The organism is Nocardia sp. NPDC051787 (assembly GCF_040681325.1).
In the GTDB taxonomy this organism is placed as follows: Bacteria; Actinomycetota; Actinomycetes; order Mycobacteriales; family Mycobacteriaceae; genus Nocardia.
This window is the reverse complement of sequence record NZ_JBFAYO010000018.1, coordinates 36,634-52,219: the sequence shown is the minus strand read 5'-3', so window position 1 is coordinate 52,219 and position 15,586 is coordinate 36,634. Positions and strand designations below refer to the sequence as shown.

Sequence of the window (15,586 nt, the reverse complement as noted above, 5' to 3'; positions counted from 1 at the left end):
GTCATTCCCGGGTCGAGAGCACGAATTTCGCCACCGCATCGGTGAACGAATCGTTGTCGTCACCGGCCGCGGTGTGCGCGGCGCCACCGATCTCCACGAGCTGGGCATGCGGCACCAGCCGCTGGAACGCTTCGGCGCCCTCGGGGCTCACCACGTCCGAACGCATACCGCGCACCAACAGCACCGGAATGCTCAGGACGCGCGCCGCGTCCTCCATCTGCTCGATCATCGCGGACGGGTCCTCCAGCCGGCCGCCGAGCATGTCCGGATCCCAGTGCCAGTACCAGCGGCCATCGCGTTCACGCAGGTTGCGCAGCAGACCGTCGGTGTTCTTCGGTCGCGGGCGGTGCGGCAGGTAGGCGGCGACCGCGTCGGCCGCCTGCTCGATGCTGTCGAAGCCGTCTCGATGCCTACCCATGAAGTCGATCACCCGGGCGACGCCTTCCGGCTCCGGCCTGGTCACGATGTCGACCAGCACCAGGGCGCTGATCGCCTCCCCGCCCGGCTCGGCGGTGGCGAGCAGTCCGGTGACGCCGCCCATGCTGGCACCCACCACCACCGCGGGCGCGCCGAGTTGTTCCAGCACGAGCAGAAAGTCCTGGACCATGGTGTGGCGCCGGTAGTCGCGGTCGGGCGCCCACTGGCTGTCGCCGTGGCCGCGCGCGTCCAGGGTGATCACCCGCATCCCGGACGCGCCCAGCCGCGCGCCGGTCTGCTTCCACGAGTGACGGTTCTGCCCGCCGCCGTGCAGAAAGACGACGAGCGGGCCGTCGACCGGGCCGAACTGGTCGGCGACCAGCTCGATTCCGCCCGAACCGCGCAGCCGCAGCCGAGACGGTTCGAGAAGATCGTTCGCATTACTCACGATCTGTAGGATCGCACAACACCGGCCTTAGCCGAAGCAAACCTGCGAATCGATTACTCAGCAGGCGAGATTGCCCGCGAACACCAGGCACGCGATCTTGGCGTGCACCGACGAGGAGATGGTGGAGGAGCCGCTGGAGGTGTACTCCTCGGCGACCGGAGCCGTGGTGGTCTCCGTGGCGGGCTCGAGCCGCAGCGGGGCCGCGCCGGCGACGGCGGCGCCGCTGGTGAGCGCGGCGCAGACGGCCAGGGTCGCGGTGGTGCCGCGCAGCGCGCCGCGGACGGTGGTGTTGTGCATGGAACAGCTCCTCACTCGGTTTTCTCTCGGTCGATCACACACTGGCACCCATTCAGGGCAGGCGCCAGTCAACCGGTTCGGCCCCTAGTTCGTCGAGTAGTTCGTTCACTCGCGAGAAGGGGCGCGAACCGAAGAACCCGCGCGACGCGGACAACGGCGACGGATGCGCGGACTCGATATAGGGGATCTCGGACTCGATCAGCAGCGGCTTCAGCGTCGCCGCGTCCTTGCCCCAGAGGATCGCCACCATCGGCTCGTCCCTGGCGACCAAGGCGCGAATGGCCTGGTCGGTGACCGCCTCCCAGCCCTTGCCCCGATGCGAGGCCGGCTTGCCGGGCGACACGGTGAGCACTCGGTTCAGCATCAGCACTCCCTGGTCCGACCACGGACTCAGATCACCGCAGGACGGCGTGGGGTGGCCGAGATCCTTGCTGTACTCGGCGAAGATATTGGCCAGGCTGCGCGGAATCGGCGAAACATCCGGCGCCACCGAGAAACTCAGGCCCATCGGGTGGCCCGGCGTCGGATAGGGATCTTGGCCGACGACGAGCACATGCACGTCGTCGAACGGACGCTGGAAGGCGCGCAGGACGTTCTCACCCGCCGGTAGATAGCCGCGGCCCGCCGCGTTCTCGGCACGCAGGAACTCACCCATGGCGGCAATCCGATCCGCCACCGGCTCGAGTGCCTTCGCCCATCCCGGATCCATGATTTCCGACAGTGGTTTCGTGCCCATGACCGCACAACTTAGCGTGGTTCGTCTCCGGTTGCCCAAGCCGCCCCACGGAACGATTCCCACCCACCGTCGCCCGTCTGCGCCACACCGTCGACGGTGAGCCCGTGACCGGCCACAACATGCCCGATCGCGACCCATCCCGCAGGTAGCGGACGGCCCGGCGCCCAGCTGCCCGCGAAGGCGTGGTCCTCGCCTCCGGTCAGAATCCATTGCGCCGCATCGGCGTCCAGCACGGCGGCGACGCGTTCCAGCGCCGGATCACGCAACGCCGCCGAATCCAGATCGATCGCGACGCTGGAGGCCGCGGCGACATGTCCCAGATCCGCGAGCAGCCCGTCGGACACGTCGGTCAGCGCGTGCGGCCCGACGTCCGCCGAACCGGCCGTAGTCGACCCACACCGAAGCGCGTCCAGCACGGCGGCGTAGGGCGGCTGCGGAACACGATGTGCGGCAAGCGCTTCCGCGACCTCGGTACCGCTCACACCGGCGGTGAACGCGTCGAGTCCAGCGGCCGACCAGCCGAGGCGGCCCGCGACCGCGACGATATCGCCCACGCGCGCACCGGATCTCGTGATCGGCGCGCCGCCACCCAGGTCGCCGAAGGCGGTGACCGAGATGACCAGGTCGCGACTGCGGACCAGGTCGCCGCCCGCGATGGACGCGCCCGCCCTTGCGGCCTCGGCCCACATCCCGTCCGCGAGTCCGTCGACCAGCTCGAGCGGGGTGTCGGCGGGGCAGCCGAGCGCGACGACGAACGCGGTCGGCGTCGCGCCCATCGCGACCACGTCGGCGGCGTTCTGCGCGATCGCCTTGCGGCCGATGTCCTCGGGACCGGACCAGTCCAGCCGGAAATGCCGATCCTGCACCAGCATGTCGGTGGTGACCACGAACCGGCCGTCCGGAGCCGCGACCAGCGCCGCGTCGTCGCCGGGGCCGAGCAGCACGCCCGGCGTCTGCACCCGCCCCGCGTTGATGCGATCGATCAGCGCGAACTCCCCCAGTCCACGCACTGTCCTCGGGCCCGTGCTCGCGCTGATGACCGATCCTTTCCGGCGTGCCGCTTGCTGGAACGAGGCCGACGGTACCCTTTCGCCAGGCACTCGAGTACCACCGGGCCGACGCCCGATGCGCGCGAACAGGAAGGATCGGTGAGCATGGCGGCGGATTCGTCGAACCGGGATTCGACGGAACACGAGGACGAACACGCGGATGCCGCGAGATCCGCGTCCGATGCCCCGGACGCCGTAGGCGGTCCGGCGGTCGACACCGGTGACACCCAGCCGGACACGCCAACCGCCACCGAGCCCGCGGAATCGGACGCCGACGACGCGGACTGCGAAGCAAAGGAGCCGGACCACCCGGCCGCCGGATCACCTCAGTACTCCCCGGCCCTCATCGCCACCGCCGTGGCGCTGCCGGTCGTCTTGGTCGTCGCGGTGCTGGTGGCCGCGGTGCTGGCGCGCCGCGCACCCGTCGAGCGGGAACCGCTGGTCCTCGGTCCCGTTCCCGCCCCGGCCGCGGACGGTCCCGCCTGCGCCGCTCTGCTGCCCGCCCTGCCCGCGGACCTCGGCGAGTTCGGCAAATCGACCCTCGTGGAGCCCGCTCCGCCGGCCACCCGAGCATGGCAGCGCACGGACGGCGGCGACCCCATCGTGCTGCGCTGCGGGTTGGACCGCCCGCTCGAGTTCAACCGCGCCTCGCCTTTGCAGATCGTGAACGGCGTGCAGTGGTTCGAGGCCCGGGACCAGGTAGCGAAGGCGAGCACCTGGTTCGCCGTCGACCGGAGCACCTACATCGCCCTGACCGTCCCCGACGGTTCGGGACCGACCCCGCTGCAAGAGGTCTCCGACACCATCACCGCCACCCTCCCCGCACAGCCGATCGACCCGGGACCGCTGCCCAACTGACCGGCGATCGCTTCCTGGCCGCGCGACTGTCGCGGAGCTCAGGGCCGCACGACTCAGCGCAGGCCGGTGCCGCGGGCGAGGGCCGTTTCGATGAGCGTGGAGACCAGCGTGGCGAAGTCGACTCCGGTGGCCTCCCACATGCGCGGGTACATGGAGATCGCGGTGAAGCCGGGCATGGTGTTGATCTCGTTGATCACCGGCCCTTGCTCGGTGACGAAGAAATCGACCCGCGCCAGTCCCTGGCAGTCGAGGGCCTGGAAGGCGCGCACCGCCAGTTCCCTGATCCGGTCGGAGACCTCGTCGTCCAGCTTGGCCGGGACGTCGAATTCACAGACGTCGTCGAGGTATTTGGTGTCGAAGTCGTAGAACTCGGGCGCGGCGGCGGTGCTGTCGTCCTCCGGCATCCGGATCTCCGCGACCACACTCGCCGAGACCCGCCCGTCCGGGAATTCCAGGACACCGCATTCCACTTCGCGTCCGACGATGCCCGCTTCCACGATCACCTTCGGATCGTGTTCGCGCGCCGCGGCGATCGCCGCGTCCAGCTCGTTCCAGTCGGTCACTTTGGTGATGCCGATCGATGACCCGCCGCGCGCGGGCTTCACGAACACGGGCAGTCCCAAGCGCTGCCGATCCTCCTCGGCGACCGTCGAGGTACCGCGTCGCAGCACCACTTGGGTGCCGATCGGCAGTCCCTCGGCCGCGAGCAGCTTCTTGGTGAACTCTTTGTCCATCCCCGCCGCGCTTGCCAGCACCCCTGGCCCCACGTAGGGGATTCCGCCGAGCTCGAGCATCCCCTGCAGGGTCCCGTCCTCGCCGAACGGCCCGTGCAGGATCGGGAACACCACATCGACCGAACCGAGGGCGGCGGCCGGATCGTCCAGCGCGATCAGCGCCCCCGGGCGGCTCGGGTCGGCGGCCAGGGTCAGTGCCGTGCCGGTGGCGTCCACCGACGGCAGGGCGCGGTCGTGAATGCCGAGCGCGGCCACGTCCGAACCACCGAGCACCCAGCGGCCCGCCGCGGTGATGCCGATGGGCACGACCTCGTACTTCTCCGGATCCAGATTGCGCAGCACGCTGCCGGCCGATACACAGGACACGGCGTGCTCGTTACTGCGTCCGCCGAACACCACCGCAACCCTGATCCGGTTCCTCATGCCCGGAACCGTACCCGTTTCGGCGAGCGTACCCACCGTTGACCGTCCGGCTACGGCGATATCCGCCCTGAGCCGGGCGCAGCCGGATCACTCCGGTTTGATCCGCCGTCCGAGCAGGTTGTCGACGGCTTCGCGGACCGAGAGCCCCTCATGGCAGACCTGGTGCACCGAGGTCGTCAGCGGCATCTCGACCCCGTGCCGCTCGGCCAGCGCACGAATCGATGTGCAGGACTTCACACCCTCGGCGACCTGGCCATGAGTGGCCGACTGGGCGGCATCCATCGACCCGCCCGCGCCGAGCACGTGACCGAAGGAGCGGTTGCGCGACAGCGGCGAGGTGCAGGTGGCGACCAGGTCGCCGACCCCGGCCAAGCCGGCCAGCGTGGTGGGTTCCGCGCCGAGGGCCACCCCGAGCCGGATGATCTCGGCCAGACCGCGGGTGATCAGGCTGGCGATCGAGTTGTCGCCGAGACCCATCCCCGAGGCGATGCCGCAGGCGAGCGCGATGACATTCTTGCAGGCACCGCCGATCTCACAGCCGATTACATCGGTATTGGTGTAGGGCCGGAAATATCCGGTCGCGCTGGCGTGCTGCACCGCTACCGCGCGGTCGGTGTCCGAGCAGGCGATCACGGTCGCGGCGGGCTGACCCACCGCGATCTCGCGCGCCAGGTTCGGCCCGGACAACACCGCGATCCGGTTCTGGTCCGCGCCGGTGACCTCCCCGATCACCTGGCTCATGCGCAGCAGCGACCCGGTCTCGATGCCCTTGGCCAGGCTCAGCAGCGTGGCGTCCGGAGCGATCAAGCCCTTCCACTCCGCGAGGTTGACCCGCAGGGATTGGGACGGCACCGCCAGCACCACGATCTGCGCCCCGTCCAGCGCCACCGCGGGGTCGTGGGTGGCCGCGATCGGCGGCAGCGGAATATCGGACAGGTAATCGGGATTGCGATGTTCGGAGGCCAGCGTCGCGGCCACCTCGGGCCGCCGGGCCCAGATCGTGACCTCGGTTCCCGCGTCCGCCAACACCTTCGCGAACGCGGTGCCCCACGATCCCGCGCCCAGCACCGCTGCCCTCGTCATCAGCCCAATATGCCATGGAAGGATTGCACGCATGCGCCCGCACTCCGTGCATGCCGTGATCGCGGTCAAGAGCCTCGATCGGGCCAAGAGCCGACTGGCCGACCGGCTGCGCCCGGAGCACCGGGCGCGGCTGGTGCTGGCCATGCTCGCCGACACCGTGACCGCGACCGGAGCGGTCGCCGCTGTGGTATCCGTGACCGTGGTCACCCCCGACCCCGCGGTCGCCGATCTGGCTCGCACACTGGGCGCCGACGTCCATCCGGAGCCGCGCGAGCGGAACTCCGACGGACTGAACACCGCCCTGGCCGCCACCGCCGCCGCCTTGCGCGCCGCGCACGGCCCCATCGACCTGCTCGCCTTGCAGGCCGATCTGCCCGCACTGCGTCCGGAAGAGCTCTCGGACATGCTCGCCACCGCGCCGCCCGGAGTGCGGTCGATCGTGGTCGACCACGCGGGCAGCGGAACCGCCGCGCTCGTGGTCCGCGACCCGGTCGCCGCGCTCGACCCGCGCTTCGGCCCGGGGTCGGCCCGCACTCACATCGCCGCGGGCGCGGTGGACCTCGCCGGGGACTGGCCGGGACTGCGCCTGGACGTGGACACTGCCGACGATCTGGACCGCGCCGTAGCGCTCGGGGCCGGTGACGCAACCCGCGCTGTCGTGCATGACATCGGTTGGCCGGGCGCCGTTCACGAGCACGTTCCACACGTGTGCTAGGCGGTCGCCGCGGTGGCGTGAGACATACGTCAATCCGCGCTGGGGGCTGCACACCCGCTCGTCGGTAAGGGATGATCGTTGACGTGAGCGATACGGAAACCGTCAAGCAACAGCCGTTGCTTCCCACCCCACCCCCGGCGGCGACACCCCTGTCCGCCGACTCGGCGGCGCCCCGGTTGCCACGTGATCGCTACCTGAACCGCGAATTGAGCTGGCTCGACTTCAACGCCCGGGTGCTCGCCCTCGCCGAGGACGCCTCGCTTCCGTTGCTGGAACGCGCGAAGTTCCTCGCGATCTTCGCCTCCAACCTGGATGAGTTCTACATGGTGCGGGTGGCGGGCCTGAAACGGCGCGCCGAGACCGGTCTGCTCGTGCGCTCGGCCGACGGCCGCTCCCCCGGCGAGCAACTGGAGCTGATCGCCGCGCGCACCCAGGAGATCGCGGTGCGGCATGCCCGCGTCTTCCTCGACAGCGTGCTGCCCGCGCTGACCGCCGAGGGCATCGCCATCATCGACTGGACCGACCTGGACGACGACGAACGCCAGCGCCTCTCCGGCTACTTCCAGGATCAGGTCTTCCCGGTCCTCACGCCGCTCGCGGTGGACCCGGCGCACCCTTTCCCCTATATCAGCGGGCTGAGTCTCAATCTCGCCGTGACGGTGAAGGATTCCACCACCGGCGGCGAGCATTTCGCGCGCGTCAAGGTGCCCGACAACGTCGACCGGTTCGTCCGCGTGCGCCGCACCGAATCGGGCTCCCCCATCGCGGCCTTCCTGCCGATGGAGGCGCTCATCGCCGCGCATCTGGACCTGTTGTTCCCCGGCATGGACGTGGTCGAGCACCATTCGTTCCGGATCACCCGCAACGCCGATTTCGAGGTCGACGAGGACCGCGACGAGGACCTGCTCCAAGCGCTGGAACGCGAACTGGCCCGGCGCCGGTTCGGTTCGCCGGTGCGGCTGGAGGTCTCCGACGACATGACCGAGCACATGCTCGATCTGCTCCTGCGTGAGCTGGATGTCGACCCCGCCGACGTCGTCCAGGTGCCCGGCCTGCTCGATCTGTCCTGCCTCTGGCAGGTGTACGGCGTGGACCGGCCGAATCTGAAGGACACCCCGTACGTCCCCGCGACGCCCCCCGCGTTCGGCGAGCGCGAGACGCCGCGCAACGTGTTCGCGGCGCTGCGCGAGGGCGACGTGCTGGTGCACCACCCGTACGACTCGTTCTCCACCAGCGTGCAGCGATTCATCGAGCAGGCCGCGGCCGACCCGCAGGTGCTCGCGATCAAGCAGACGCTCTACCGCACCTCCGGCGACTCCCCGATCGTCAACGCGCTGATCGACGCCGCCGAGGCGGGCAAGCAAGTCGTCGCCCTGGTGGAGATCAAGGCGCGCTTCGACGAGCAGGCCAACATCAAGTGGGCGCGCGCGCTGGAGCAGGCGGGCGTGCATGTGGTGTACGGCCTGATCGGCCTCAAGACGCACTGCAAGACCTGCCTGGTGGTGCGCAGGGAGGGCGCGACGATCCGCCGCTACTGCCACATCGGGACCGGCAACTACAACCCGAAGACCGCCCGACTCTACGAGGACGTCGGATTACTCACCGCCGCACCGGAAATCGGCGCCGACCTGACCGACCTGTTCAATTCGCTGACCGGTTACTCGCGAAAAGAGCGCTACCGCAACCTGCTCGTCGCCCCGCACAGCGTTCGCTCCGGCATCATCGAGCGCATCCAGCGCGAAACCGAGCTGGCGTCCGAGGGATATGACGCCCGAATCCGCCTGAAGGCCAACGCGATCGTCGACGAGGAGATCATCGACGCGCTCTACCGTGCCTCGCAGGCGGGCGTGCCGGTGCAGATCGTGGTGCGCAGTATCTGCGGCCTGCGCCCCGGCGTGCCGGACATGAGCGAGAACATCGAGGTCCGCTCGATCCTGGGACGGTTCCTGGAGCACTCGCGCGTCCTGCACTTCCAGGCGCAGGACGAGTACTGGATCGGCAGCGCCGACATGATGCACCGCAACCTCGACCGCAGGGTCGAGGTGATGGCGCAGGTGAAGGATCCGCGGCTGACCGAGCAACTCGGCGACGTGTTCGACTCGGCGCTGTCACAGACGACGCGCTGCTGGATACTGCAACCCGATGGCACCTGGCGTGCCTCGCCCGGGGTATCCGGAAACGGGGACAAGATCAGAGACCACCAGGAGTTCTTGATGCGGCTGCGGAGACCCGAACAGCAGTGAGCGCGGAAACCGGATTCGAACAGGAGGGGGGCCCGTTCTGGGATCCCCGCGTCACCGCCAATATCCACGCCGCGGGAGCGGTGCTGTGGCGGGTAACCACACAGGGAACGGTGGAGATCGCGGTCGTCCACCGCCCCAAGTACGGAGACTGGTCCCTGCCGAAAGGCAAGCTGGACCCCGGCGAGACCCCGGTGCTGGCCGCCGTCCGTGAGGTCCGGGAGGAAACCGGGCTGGACGGCAAGCTCGGCCGCTACCTCGGCCACGTGACCTACCCGATTCCCGGCCATCGCAAACTGAAACGGGTCGACTACTGGGCCGCCGAACTGGTCGGCGGCGAGTTCGCCGCCAATTCCGAGGTGGACGTGCTCAGCTGGTACCCGCTCGACCGCGTGATGGATCAGCTGTCGTATCCCATGGACCGCCAAGTGGTGCGCGCCTTCACCCGCCTGCCCGCGCGCACCAGCACCCTGCTGCTGGTGCGGCACGGGAGAGCGGGCCGCCGGGACCGCTTCACCGGGCCCGACGAGCAGCGGCCGCTCGATCGCGACGGCAAGGAACAGGCACAGGCGCTGGTGCCGAATCTCCTGGCGTTCAAGGCATCCGAGATCTACTCGGCCGATCCACTGCGATGCATGCAGACGATGGCGCCGCTGGCCGAGCGGCTCGACGCCGAAATCGCCGTCGAGCCACTGCTTTCCGAGCAAGGCTACACCGCCGACCCGGACAAGGCCCGCGAGCGTTTTCTGAACTTGGTGTCCGACAACGCCGTTCGCGTGGTCTGCAGCCAGGGAAAGGTGATCCCGGACCTGCTGGGGTGGCTGGCCGAACGAGACGGCGTCGCGCTGCAGTCGGCGCGCAACCGCAAGGGCAGTGTGTGGGTGCTGTCGTTCGCCGGGCGGCGCTTGGTGGCCGCCGACCATCTGGATCGATCGCTGTCGGCCTACGTCGTGAAGGACTGACGACTTCGACCGCCCGCCGGTCGGCGAGCGCCGCCTACCGCCGACGGTTACTGGTGACGAACATCCGAAAACGGCCCCGGGTGTTTCCCGGGGCCGTCTCGACGTTGAGGCGAATGGGCCCAGTCTTCGGGGCCGCGCATCCGGCGCCGATCCGGCGGTGGCTCGAGATCAGCGGGCGCGACGAGCCGGGGCCTTCTTGGCCGCGGTCTTCTTCGCAGGTGCCTTCTTGGCGACGGTCTTCTTGGCGGCGGTGGTCTTCTTGGCCGCCGAGGCCTTGGTGGCCGTCTTCTTGGCCGGAGCCTTCTTCGCGACCGCGGTCTTCTTCGCGGGCGCCTTCTTGGCCGCGGTCTTGCGGGCGGTGGTCTTCGCCGGGGCCTTGGCGGCGGCCTTGCGCGCCGTGGTCTTGGCAGGCGCCTTGGTGGGGGTCGCCTTCTTCGCGGCGGTCTTCTTCGCCGCCGTCTTCTTCGCCGCCGCCTTCTTCGCGGCTACCGGCGCACCCACACCGCGTTTGACGGCAGGGCCGGTCGCGGCCAGCTTCTGCTTACCCGCGATCACCGCCTTGAACTGAGCGCCAGGGCGAAACGCGGGCACCGATGTGGGCTTCACCTTCACGGTTTCGCCGGTGCGCGGGTTCCTGGCGACTCGAGCCGCACGCTTGCGCTGTTCGAACACACCGAATCCGGTGATTGTGACGCTCTGACCCTTGTGCACCGCGCGCACGATGGTGTCGACCACATGCTCGACTGCCGCGGTGGCCGTGCGCCTGTCCGTACCCAACTTTTCGGTCAGAACGTCGATCAGTTCCGCCTTGTTCATTGAATCCTCCGCAGACTAATGGCCCGTCGTCGGACCGACTAGGTACCACGGTAAACCCACTTTGGGCAAGAGTCTATGTGCCACGCCAAAATTCATGTGGTTTAGCACACGTCCAGCTACCGCAACTCAGGCCACCCAGCTAACCGCCAGGGGTGATTACGTCTGCGAAATATGTGCCGGGAGGGTGGCGGGTTTCCATGTTGGCCTTGCCTTTTCGAACCGGTCGATGACGTCTTCCTGCCGCAGCGTCAGCCCGATGTCGTCCAATCCCTCCAGCAGACGCCACCTGGTGTAGTCATCAATATCGAACGGCAACACGACGGTTCCAGCCGCCACAGTGCGCGCCCGGAGGTCCACAACCAATTCCAAGCCGGGCTGTTCCTCGAGCAACTTCCAGAGCATTTCGACATCGTTCTGTGACATCTGCGCAGCCACCAGCCCGCCCTTACCCGCATTGCCGCGGAAGATGTCGGCGAACCGGGACGAGATGACCACCCGAAAGCCGTAGTCCGACAGCGCCCAAACGGCGTGCTCACGCGAGGATCCGGTACCGAAATCCGGACCCGCCACCAGCACACTACCCCTGTTGTATGGCTCGACGTTGAGAATGAAGTCGGGATCGGTGCGCCATGCGGCGAACAACCCGTCCTCGAATCCCGTACGAGTCACCCGCTTCAGGTAGACGGCGGGGATGATCTGATCGGTATCGACATTGGAGCGGCGCAGCGGCACCCCGATACCCTTGTGCACGGTGAAGGCTTCCATAACGAATCTCCTGGGTTTGATTGAGGGAATCGGGGCCGGTCAGTCCAGATCCGCAGGCGACGACAGGGTTCCGCGGACCGCCGTCGCGGCCGCTACGAGGGGAGAAACCAGGTGCGTACGGCCGCCTTTGCCCTGCCTTCCTTCGAAGTTCCGGTTAGAGGTGGAGGCACAACGCTGGCCGGGCGCGAGCTGGTCCGGATTCATTCCCAGGCACATTGAGCAGCCCGCCTGCCGCCATTCGGCGCCCGCCGCGGTGAAAATCTCACCGAGTCCTTCTTTTTCCGCCTGTGCGCGAACCCGCATCGACCCCGGTACAACCAGCATTCGCACGCCGTCGGCGACATGACGTCCCTTCAAAATCCCGGCCACCGCACGCAAATCCTCAATGCGTCCGTTGGTGCACGAACCGACGAATACGGTGTCGATCGGTACTTCCCGAAGTGGAGTACCCGGCTCCAAGTCCATGTAACGCAGCGCTTTCTCCGCGGACTCGCGGGCCACCTCGTCGGCGATCGCGGCCGGGTCGGGCACCGCCTCGCCCAGGGGGGCGCCCTGGCCCGGATTGGTGCCCCAGGTGACGAACGGGGTCAGCGCGGAGGCGTCGATGTGCACCTCGGCGTCGAAAGCCGCGTCCGCGTCGGTCTTCAGCGCGTCCCAGGCGGCCACCGCTGCGTCCCAGTCGGCGCCCTGCGGGGCGTGCGGGCGCCCTTTGAGGAATTCGTAGGTCGTCTCGTCCGGGGCGATCATGCCGGCCCGAGCGCCCGCCTCGATGGACATGTTGCAGATCGTCATTCGGGCCTCCATGGACATGGCCCGGATGGCCTCGCCCCGGTACTCCAGGACATAGCCCTGCCCGCCGCCCGTGCCGATCTTCGCGATGACGGCCAGGATCAGATCCTTGCTCGTCACGCCGGGGGGCATGGTGCCGTCCACGGTGATCGCCATCGTCTTGAACGGGCGCAGCGAGAGGGTCTGGGTGGCAAGCACATGTTCGACTTCGGAGGTGCCGATACCCATCGCCAGTGCGCCGAACGCGCCGTGCGTCGAGGTGTGGCTGTCGCCGCAGACCACCGTCATCCCCGGCTGGGTCAGGCCCAGCTGCGGGCCGACCACGTGCACGATGCCCTGGTCCAGGTCGCCCATGGGATGCAGCCGCACACCGAATTCCGCGCAGTTGTGCCGCAGCGTTTCCACCTGGGTGCGCGAAATCGGGTCGGCGATCGGCTTGTCGATATCGATCGTCGGTACGTTGTGATCCTCGGTCGCGATCGTGAGATCCGGCCGCCGCACCGGCCTACCCGCGGCGCGCAGCCCATCGAAGGCCTGCGGACTGGTCACCTCGTGGACGAGGTGCAGGTCGATGTAGATCAGGTCCGGCTCGCGCGAGGCACCCTCACCCTCCCCGCGAGCGACGACATGCTGGTCCCATACCTTCTCGGCCAGCGTGCGCGGTTCGGCCATAGTCGATCACCTTTCGGACGAAGCAGCCGTTCCGCGATCCGGACTTCGATGCAGCGACGGTTGCACAAGTTGGGATAGCTACGCCTGGTCGGAACGCTGATGACCGGAATCCGCGTTGGTGGATTTCTCAGCATCCGAGACGCTAGTATCGTTCTATGAGACAGCATAGCGGCATCGGCGTCCTCGACAAAGCAGTGGCGGTCCTGTACGCCGTAGCCGAGCATCCCTCCGGTCTCAACGAGCTGTGCGCGCGCACCGGCCTGCCCCGCGCCACCGCGCATCGTCTCGCCGTCGGCTTGGAGGTGCATCGCCTGCTCGCCCGCGACAGCAACGGGACCTGGCGCCCCGGACCCGCCCTGGCCGAGCTCGCGACCAGCGCCAATGACCCGCTCCTGGAGGCGGCGTCGGCCATTCTGCCCCGCCTGCGTGAGATCACCGGCGAAAGCGTCCAGCTGTACTGCCGCGACGGCAACGCGCGTGTGTGCGTCGCGGCGCTGGAACCACCCGTCGGCCTGCGTGACACCGTGCCGGTGGGAGCGCGGCTTCCACTGACCGCGGGCTCGGCGGCCAAAGTCCTGCTGGCGTGGGCCGACCCGGAACTCCAGCGCACCATCCTGGCCGACGCGGTATTCGGCGAGCGTGCACTGGGCGAGGTGCGCAAGCGCGGCTGGGCGCAGAGCGCCGCCGAGCGCGCGGCCGGTGTGGCAAGCGTTTCCGCGCCGGTGCGCGACGCGGGGGGCACCGTGGTCGCGGCGGTGTCGGTGTCGGGCCCGATCGATCGGATGGGCCGCAGGCCGGGCGCGCGCTGGGCGGCGGATCTGGTCGCGGCCGCCGAGGCATTGCACAAGCGCCTGTAACGCGTTTCAGTTCGGACTCTCTAGAGTTGGCCCATGGGAGTCAACCAACGGGCACAGATCGTGATGTCCGACACCGAGATCACCGAGTTCCTGCAGCGCAGCCGGATCGCCACGCTGGCGACCATCGGCCCGGCGGGCACGCCGCACCTGACCGCGATGTGGTACGCCCTCATCGACGGCGAGATCTGGTTCGAGACCAAGGCCAAGTCGCAGAAGGCGGTGAACCTGCGGCGCGATCCGCGGGTCACCTGCCTGGTCGAGGCCGGTGACACCTACGACCAGCTGCGGGGCGTGTCGATCGAAGGCCGGGCCGAGATCGTCGAGGACGCCGAGAAACTCTTCGCCGTCGGCGTGAGCGTCTGGGAGCGCTACACCGGCCCCTACAGCGAGGACGTGCGCCCAATGGTGGAGTCCATGCTGCACAAACGGGTCGCCGTCCGCGTCGTGCCCGAGCGCACGCGCAGCTGGGATCACCGCAAGCTCGGCCTTCCACCCATGCCGCTCGGCGGGACCACCGCGCACGCGCTGGACTGAACAAAACACGCTCGGGCAGCACGACGCGCCCGAATTCCAACTGACACAACCACCTCGCACGGGATAGTTTCGAGGTGTTCGACATGAATCGGCCGGGCATCGCCGCCCGCGAGGGCGCGCTGCGCGGCCGCGACGACGAGGAGCATGCGATGGCGGATTCGGATAAGCCCAATGGCTCCGACGAGGTGAAGCGCAAATTCCGGGAGGCACTGGAGCGCAAGAACCAGCAGCACGCCCGCGCGGCCGACCACCTCGACGGACGGTCCAAGGCGTCCGCGGCGCACACCGCGGCCGCCCACAAGCGGGAATTCCGGCGCAAGAGCGGATAGTCCGCGACCACGACGAAGGCCCTCCAGCAAGATCGCTGGCGGGCCTTTCGTTTCGCACCCGCCGACCGAAACCGAAGCGAACAAGCACTGCGGAACAGCCAAAACCGCCCCCCGACACGCCGCAGCCGACACTCCCGGACAGCCGGATGATCGGGCCGGCGGTACGACCGAGCCCCGGGAACAGAGCCCAGGCCGGGAACCTGAGAGCTAAGTCTCAGCCAGAGATCCGGAACAAACTCACGCAACGACCCGGGCGAAGCCCTCCAACACGCGAACCGGACGCGAAGCCCTCCAACAGGGGAACTGAGGCGAGCCCTCCAACAGGGGCGTGGGGGCAAAGGCCCCAGTCGGGGCCCCGGGGCGAAGCCCCCTGGGGTGGGGGTCCGGGGGCGAAGCCCTCCGGGCGGGGTGTGGGGGTTGCACCCCCACAAGACATAGCGAAACGAGAAAGGCCCACACCCTTGTGGGCATGGGCCTTCCACTCGTGTAGCCCCGACGGGATTCGAACCCGCGCTACCGCCTTGAGAGGGCGGCGTCCTAGGCCGCTAGACGACGGGGCCAGGACTGCTTCTCACTGTCGTGAGGAGCGCCGTGGTGATCTTTCGATCAGGAGGCTCGGCTAGTTTAACCGGCCGAAGCTCGGCGACCAAATCGCCGGTTGCTGTCATGATTTCGGCCGCGAACCGAAGTCGAACAACACTCTCCGCTGGGGTACCAGGACTCGAACCTAGAATGGCTGAACCAGAATCAGCTGTGTTGCCAATTACACCATACCCCAATGACCAGGTCGTTCCGTCTCGCGTCTGGATGACTCGAGACCGTGTTCCGGGCCGAGAAGAAGAGTACCAAACGGCTACCGGTC

At 68.4% G+C, this 15,586-nt stretch carries 16 protein-coding genes and 2 tRNA genes; 7 read left to right on the top strand and 11 right to left on the bottom strand.

What is annotated here, in order from left to right; translation table 11 throughout:
* Position 1 precedes the first annotated feature (1 nt).
* The 4 genes from AB0M45_RS20310 to AB0M45_RS20295 are packed head-to-tail and all read right to left on the bottom strand — an operon-like array spanning position 2 to position 2,908.
* Positions 2 to 865, bottom strand: coding sequence for an alpha/beta hydrolase (locus AB0M45_RS20310; RefSeq protein ID WP_364331112.1), 864 nt, complete (start codon positions 863 to 865; stop codon positions 2 to 4).
* Positions 866 to 922: 57 nt separating this feature from the next.
* Positions 923 to 1,162: a hypothetical protein gene (locus tag AB0M45_RS20305; RefSeq protein WP_364331109.1), complete on the bottom strand. Its 240-nt coding sequence runs from the start codon at positions 1,160 to 1,162 to the stop codon at positions 923 to 925.
* Positions 1,163 to 1,214: 52 nt separating this feature from the next.
* On the bottom strand, positions 1,215 to 1,898 hold the full coding sequence (locus AB0M45_RS20300; protein WP_364331106.1) for a uracil-DNA glycosylase: 684 nt from the start codon (positions 1,896 to 1,898) through the stop codon (positions 1,215 to 1,217).
* 11 nt (positions 1,899 to 1,909) lie between these two features.
* Entirely contained in the window at positions 1,910 to 2,908 is a 999-nt protein-coding gene (locus AB0M45_RS20295; protein ID WP_364331103.1) for a thiamine-phosphate kinase, read from the bottom strand.
* Positions 2,909 to 3,052: 144 nt separating this feature from the next.
* Between AB0M45_RS20295 and AB0M45_RS20290 the strand changes: the two genes are divergently transcribed.
* Positions 3,053 to 3,805 carry a DUF3515 domain-containing protein gene (locus AB0M45_RS20290; RefSeq protein ID WP_364331100.1) on the top strand — a complete coding sequence of 251 codons (753 nt, stop codon included), beginning with the start codon at positions 3,053 to 3,055 and terminating at the stop codon, positions 3,803 to 3,805.
* Positions 3,806 to 3,858: 53 nt separating this feature from the next.
* Here AB0M45_RS20290 and AB0M45_RS20285 read toward each other — a convergent pair whose 3' ends face one another.
* Both AB0M45_RS20285 and AB0M45_RS20280 read right to left on the bottom strand, forming a co-directional pair.
* Entirely contained in the window at positions 3,859 to 4,962 is a 1,104-nt protein-coding gene (locus AB0M45_RS20285; RefSeq protein ID WP_364331097.1) for a D-alanine--D-alanine ligase family protein, read from the bottom strand.
* Between the two features lie 87 nt (positions 4,963 to 5,049).
* A complete protein-coding gene (locus AB0M45_RS20280) occupies positions 5,050 to 6,045 on the bottom strand; it encodes an NAD(P)H-dependent glycerol-3-phosphate dehydrogenase (protein WP_364331094.1) in 996 nt (331 codons plus the stop codon).
* Positions 6,046 to 6,076: 31 nt separating this feature from the next.
* Here AB0M45_RS20280 and cofC point away from each other — a divergent pair, with 31 nt between their 5' ends.
* The 3 genes from cofC (at position 6,077) to AB0M45_RS20265 (ending at position 9,962) form a co-directional block, all read left to right on the top strand.
* Positions 6,077 to 6,760 (top strand): 2-phospho-L-lactate guanylyltransferase, encoded by a 684-nt coding sequence (gene cofC / locus AB0M45_RS20275; protein WP_364331092.1) that lies wholly within the window; start codon positions 6,077 to 6,079, stop codon positions 6,758 to 6,760.
* Positions 6,761 to 6,831: 71 nt separating this feature from the next.
* On the top strand, positions 6,832 to 9,003 hold the full coding sequence (locus AB0M45_RS20270; protein ID WP_364331089.1) for an RNA degradosome polyphosphate kinase: 2,172 nt from the start codon (positions 6,832 to 6,834) through the stop codon (positions 9,001 to 9,003).
* On the top strand, positions 9,000 to 9,962 hold the full coding sequence (locus tag AB0M45_RS20265) for a bifunctional NUDIX hydrolase/histidine phosphatase family protein (RefSeq protein ID WP_364331086.1): 963 nt from the start codon (positions 9,000 to 9,002) through the stop codon (positions 9,960 to 9,962). The genes AB0M45_RS20270 and AB0M45_RS20265 overlap by 4 nt, the downstream gene beginning before the upstream one ends.
* Positions 9,963 to 10,130: 168 nt before the next feature.
* Here the strand turns inward: AB0M45_RS20265 and AB0M45_RS20260 are convergent, their stop codons facing one another.
* The 3 genes from AB0M45_RS20260 to leuC form a co-directional block, all read right to left on the bottom strand.
* Positions 10,131 to 10,778, bottom strand: a complete 648-nt coding sequence (locus AB0M45_RS20260) for an HU family DNA-binding protein (RefSeq protein WP_364331083.1) — start codon at positions 10,776 to 10,778, stop codon at positions 10,131 to 10,133.
* A gap of 156 nt (positions 10,779 to 10,934) precedes the next feature.
* Complete coding sequence (gene leuD / locus AB0M45_RS20255) at positions 10,935 to 11,543, bottom strand: 3-isopropylmalate dehydratase small subunit (RefSeq protein ID WP_364331080.1); 609 nt, start codon at positions 11,541 to 11,543, stop codon at positions 10,935 to 10,937.
* Positions 11,544 to 11,582: 39 nt separating this feature from the next.
* Positions 11,583 to 13,004 (bottom strand): 3-isopropylmalate dehydratase large subunit, encoded by a 1,422-nt coding sequence (leuC, locus tag AB0M45_RS20250; protein ID WP_364331077.1) that lies wholly within the window; start codon positions 13,002 to 13,004, stop codon positions 11,583 to 11,585.
* 155 nt (positions 13,005 to 13,159) lie between these two features.
* Here leuC and AB0M45_RS20245 point away from each other — a divergent pair, with 155 nt between their 5' ends.
* From AB0M45_RS20245 to AB0M45_RS20235, 3 genes are all read left to right on the top strand, one after another.
* Positions 13,160 to 13,861, top strand: coding sequence for an IclR family transcriptional regulator (locus tag AB0M45_RS20245; protein ID WP_364331075.1), 702 nt, complete (start codon positions 13,160 to 13,162; stop codon positions 13,859 to 13,861).
* Between the two features lie 33 nt (positions 13,862 to 13,894).
* Positions 13,895 to 14,395: a PPOX class F420-dependent oxidoreductase gene (locus AB0M45_RS20240; protein ID WP_364331072.1), complete on the top strand. Its 501-nt coding sequence runs from the start codon at positions 13,895 to 13,897 to the stop codon at positions 14,393 to 14,395.
* A gap of 149 nt (positions 14,396 to 14,544) precedes the next feature.
* Positions 14,545 to 14,724: a DUF5302 domain-containing protein gene (locus tag AB0M45_RS20235; protein WP_364331424.1), complete on the top strand. Its 180-nt coding sequence runs from the start codon at positions 14,545 to 14,547 to the stop codon at positions 14,722 to 14,724.
* Positions 14,725 to 15,211: 487 nt separating this feature from the next.
* Here the strand turns inward: AB0M45_RS20235 and AB0M45_RS20230 are convergent.
* Both AB0M45_RS20230 and AB0M45_RS20225 read right to left on the bottom strand, forming a co-directional pair.
* Positions 15,212 to 15,284: transfer RNA gene (locus tag AB0M45_RS20230), tRNA-Glu, on the bottom strand.
* Positions 15,285 to 15,430: 146 nt separating this feature from the next.
* A tRNA-Gln gene (locus AB0M45_RS20225) sits at positions 15,431 to 15,502 on the bottom strand.
* Between the last annotated feature and the right edge of the window lie 84 nt (positions 15,503 to 15,586).

What these genes read in the sequence shown, in the direction of transcription:
- AB0M45_RS20235 (WP_364331424.1), top strand. Translation starts at nt 14,545, where the DNA reads ATGGCGGATTCGGATAAGCCCAATGGCTCCGACGAGGTGAAGCGCAAA.
- AB0M45_RS20285 (WP_364331097.1), bottom strand. Translation starts at nt 4,962, where the DNA reads ATGAGGAACCGGATCAGGGTTGCGGTGGTGTTCGGCGGACGCAGTAAC.
- leuD (WP_364331080.1), bottom strand. Translation starts at nt 11,543, where the DNA reads ATGGAAGCCTTCACCGTGCACAAGGGTATCGGGGTGCCGCTGCGCCGC.
- AB0M45_RS20270 (WP_364331089.1), top strand. Translation starts at nt 6,832, where the DNA reads ATGATCGTTGACGTGAGCGATACGGAAACCGTCAAGCAACAGCCGTTG.
- AB0M45_RS20300 (WP_364331106.1), bottom strand. Translation starts at nt 1,898, where the DNA reads ATGGGCACGAAACCACTGTCGGAAATCATGGATCCGGGATGGGCGAAG.
- AB0M45_RS20245 (WP_364331075.1), top strand. Translation starts at nt 13,160, where the DNA reads ATGAGACAGCATAGCGGCATCGGCGTCCTCGACAAAGCAGTGGCGGTC.
- AB0M45_RS20305 (WP_364331109.1), bottom strand. Translation starts at nt 1,162, where the DNA reads ATGCACAACACCACCGTCCGCGGCGCGCTGCGCGGCACCACCGCGACC.
- AB0M45_RS20280 (WP_364331094.1), bottom strand. Translation starts at nt 6,045, where the DNA reads ATGACGAGGGCAGCGGTGCTGGGCGCGGGATCGTGGGGCACCGCGTTC.
- AB0M45_RS20290 (WP_364331100.1), top strand. Translation starts at nt 3,053, where the DNA reads ATGGCGGCGGATTCGTCGAACCGGGATTCGACGGAACACGAGGACGAA.
- cofC (WP_364331092.1), top strand. Translation starts at nt 6,077, where the DNA reads ATGCGCCCGCACTCCGTGCATGCCGTGATCGCGGTCAAGAGCCTCGAT.
- AB0M45_RS20260 (WP_364331083.1), bottom strand. Translation starts at nt 10,778, where the DNA reads ATGAACAAGGCGGAACTGATCGACGTTCTGACCGAAAAGTTGGGTACG.
- AB0M45_RS20240 (WP_364331072.1), top strand. Translation starts at nt 13,895, where the DNA reads ATGGGAGTCAACCAACGGGCACAGATCGTGATGTCCGACACCGAGATC.
- leuC (WP_364331077.1), bottom strand. Translation starts at nt 13,004, where the DNA reads ATGGCCGAACCGCGCACGCTGGCCGAGAAGGTATGGGACCAGCATGTC.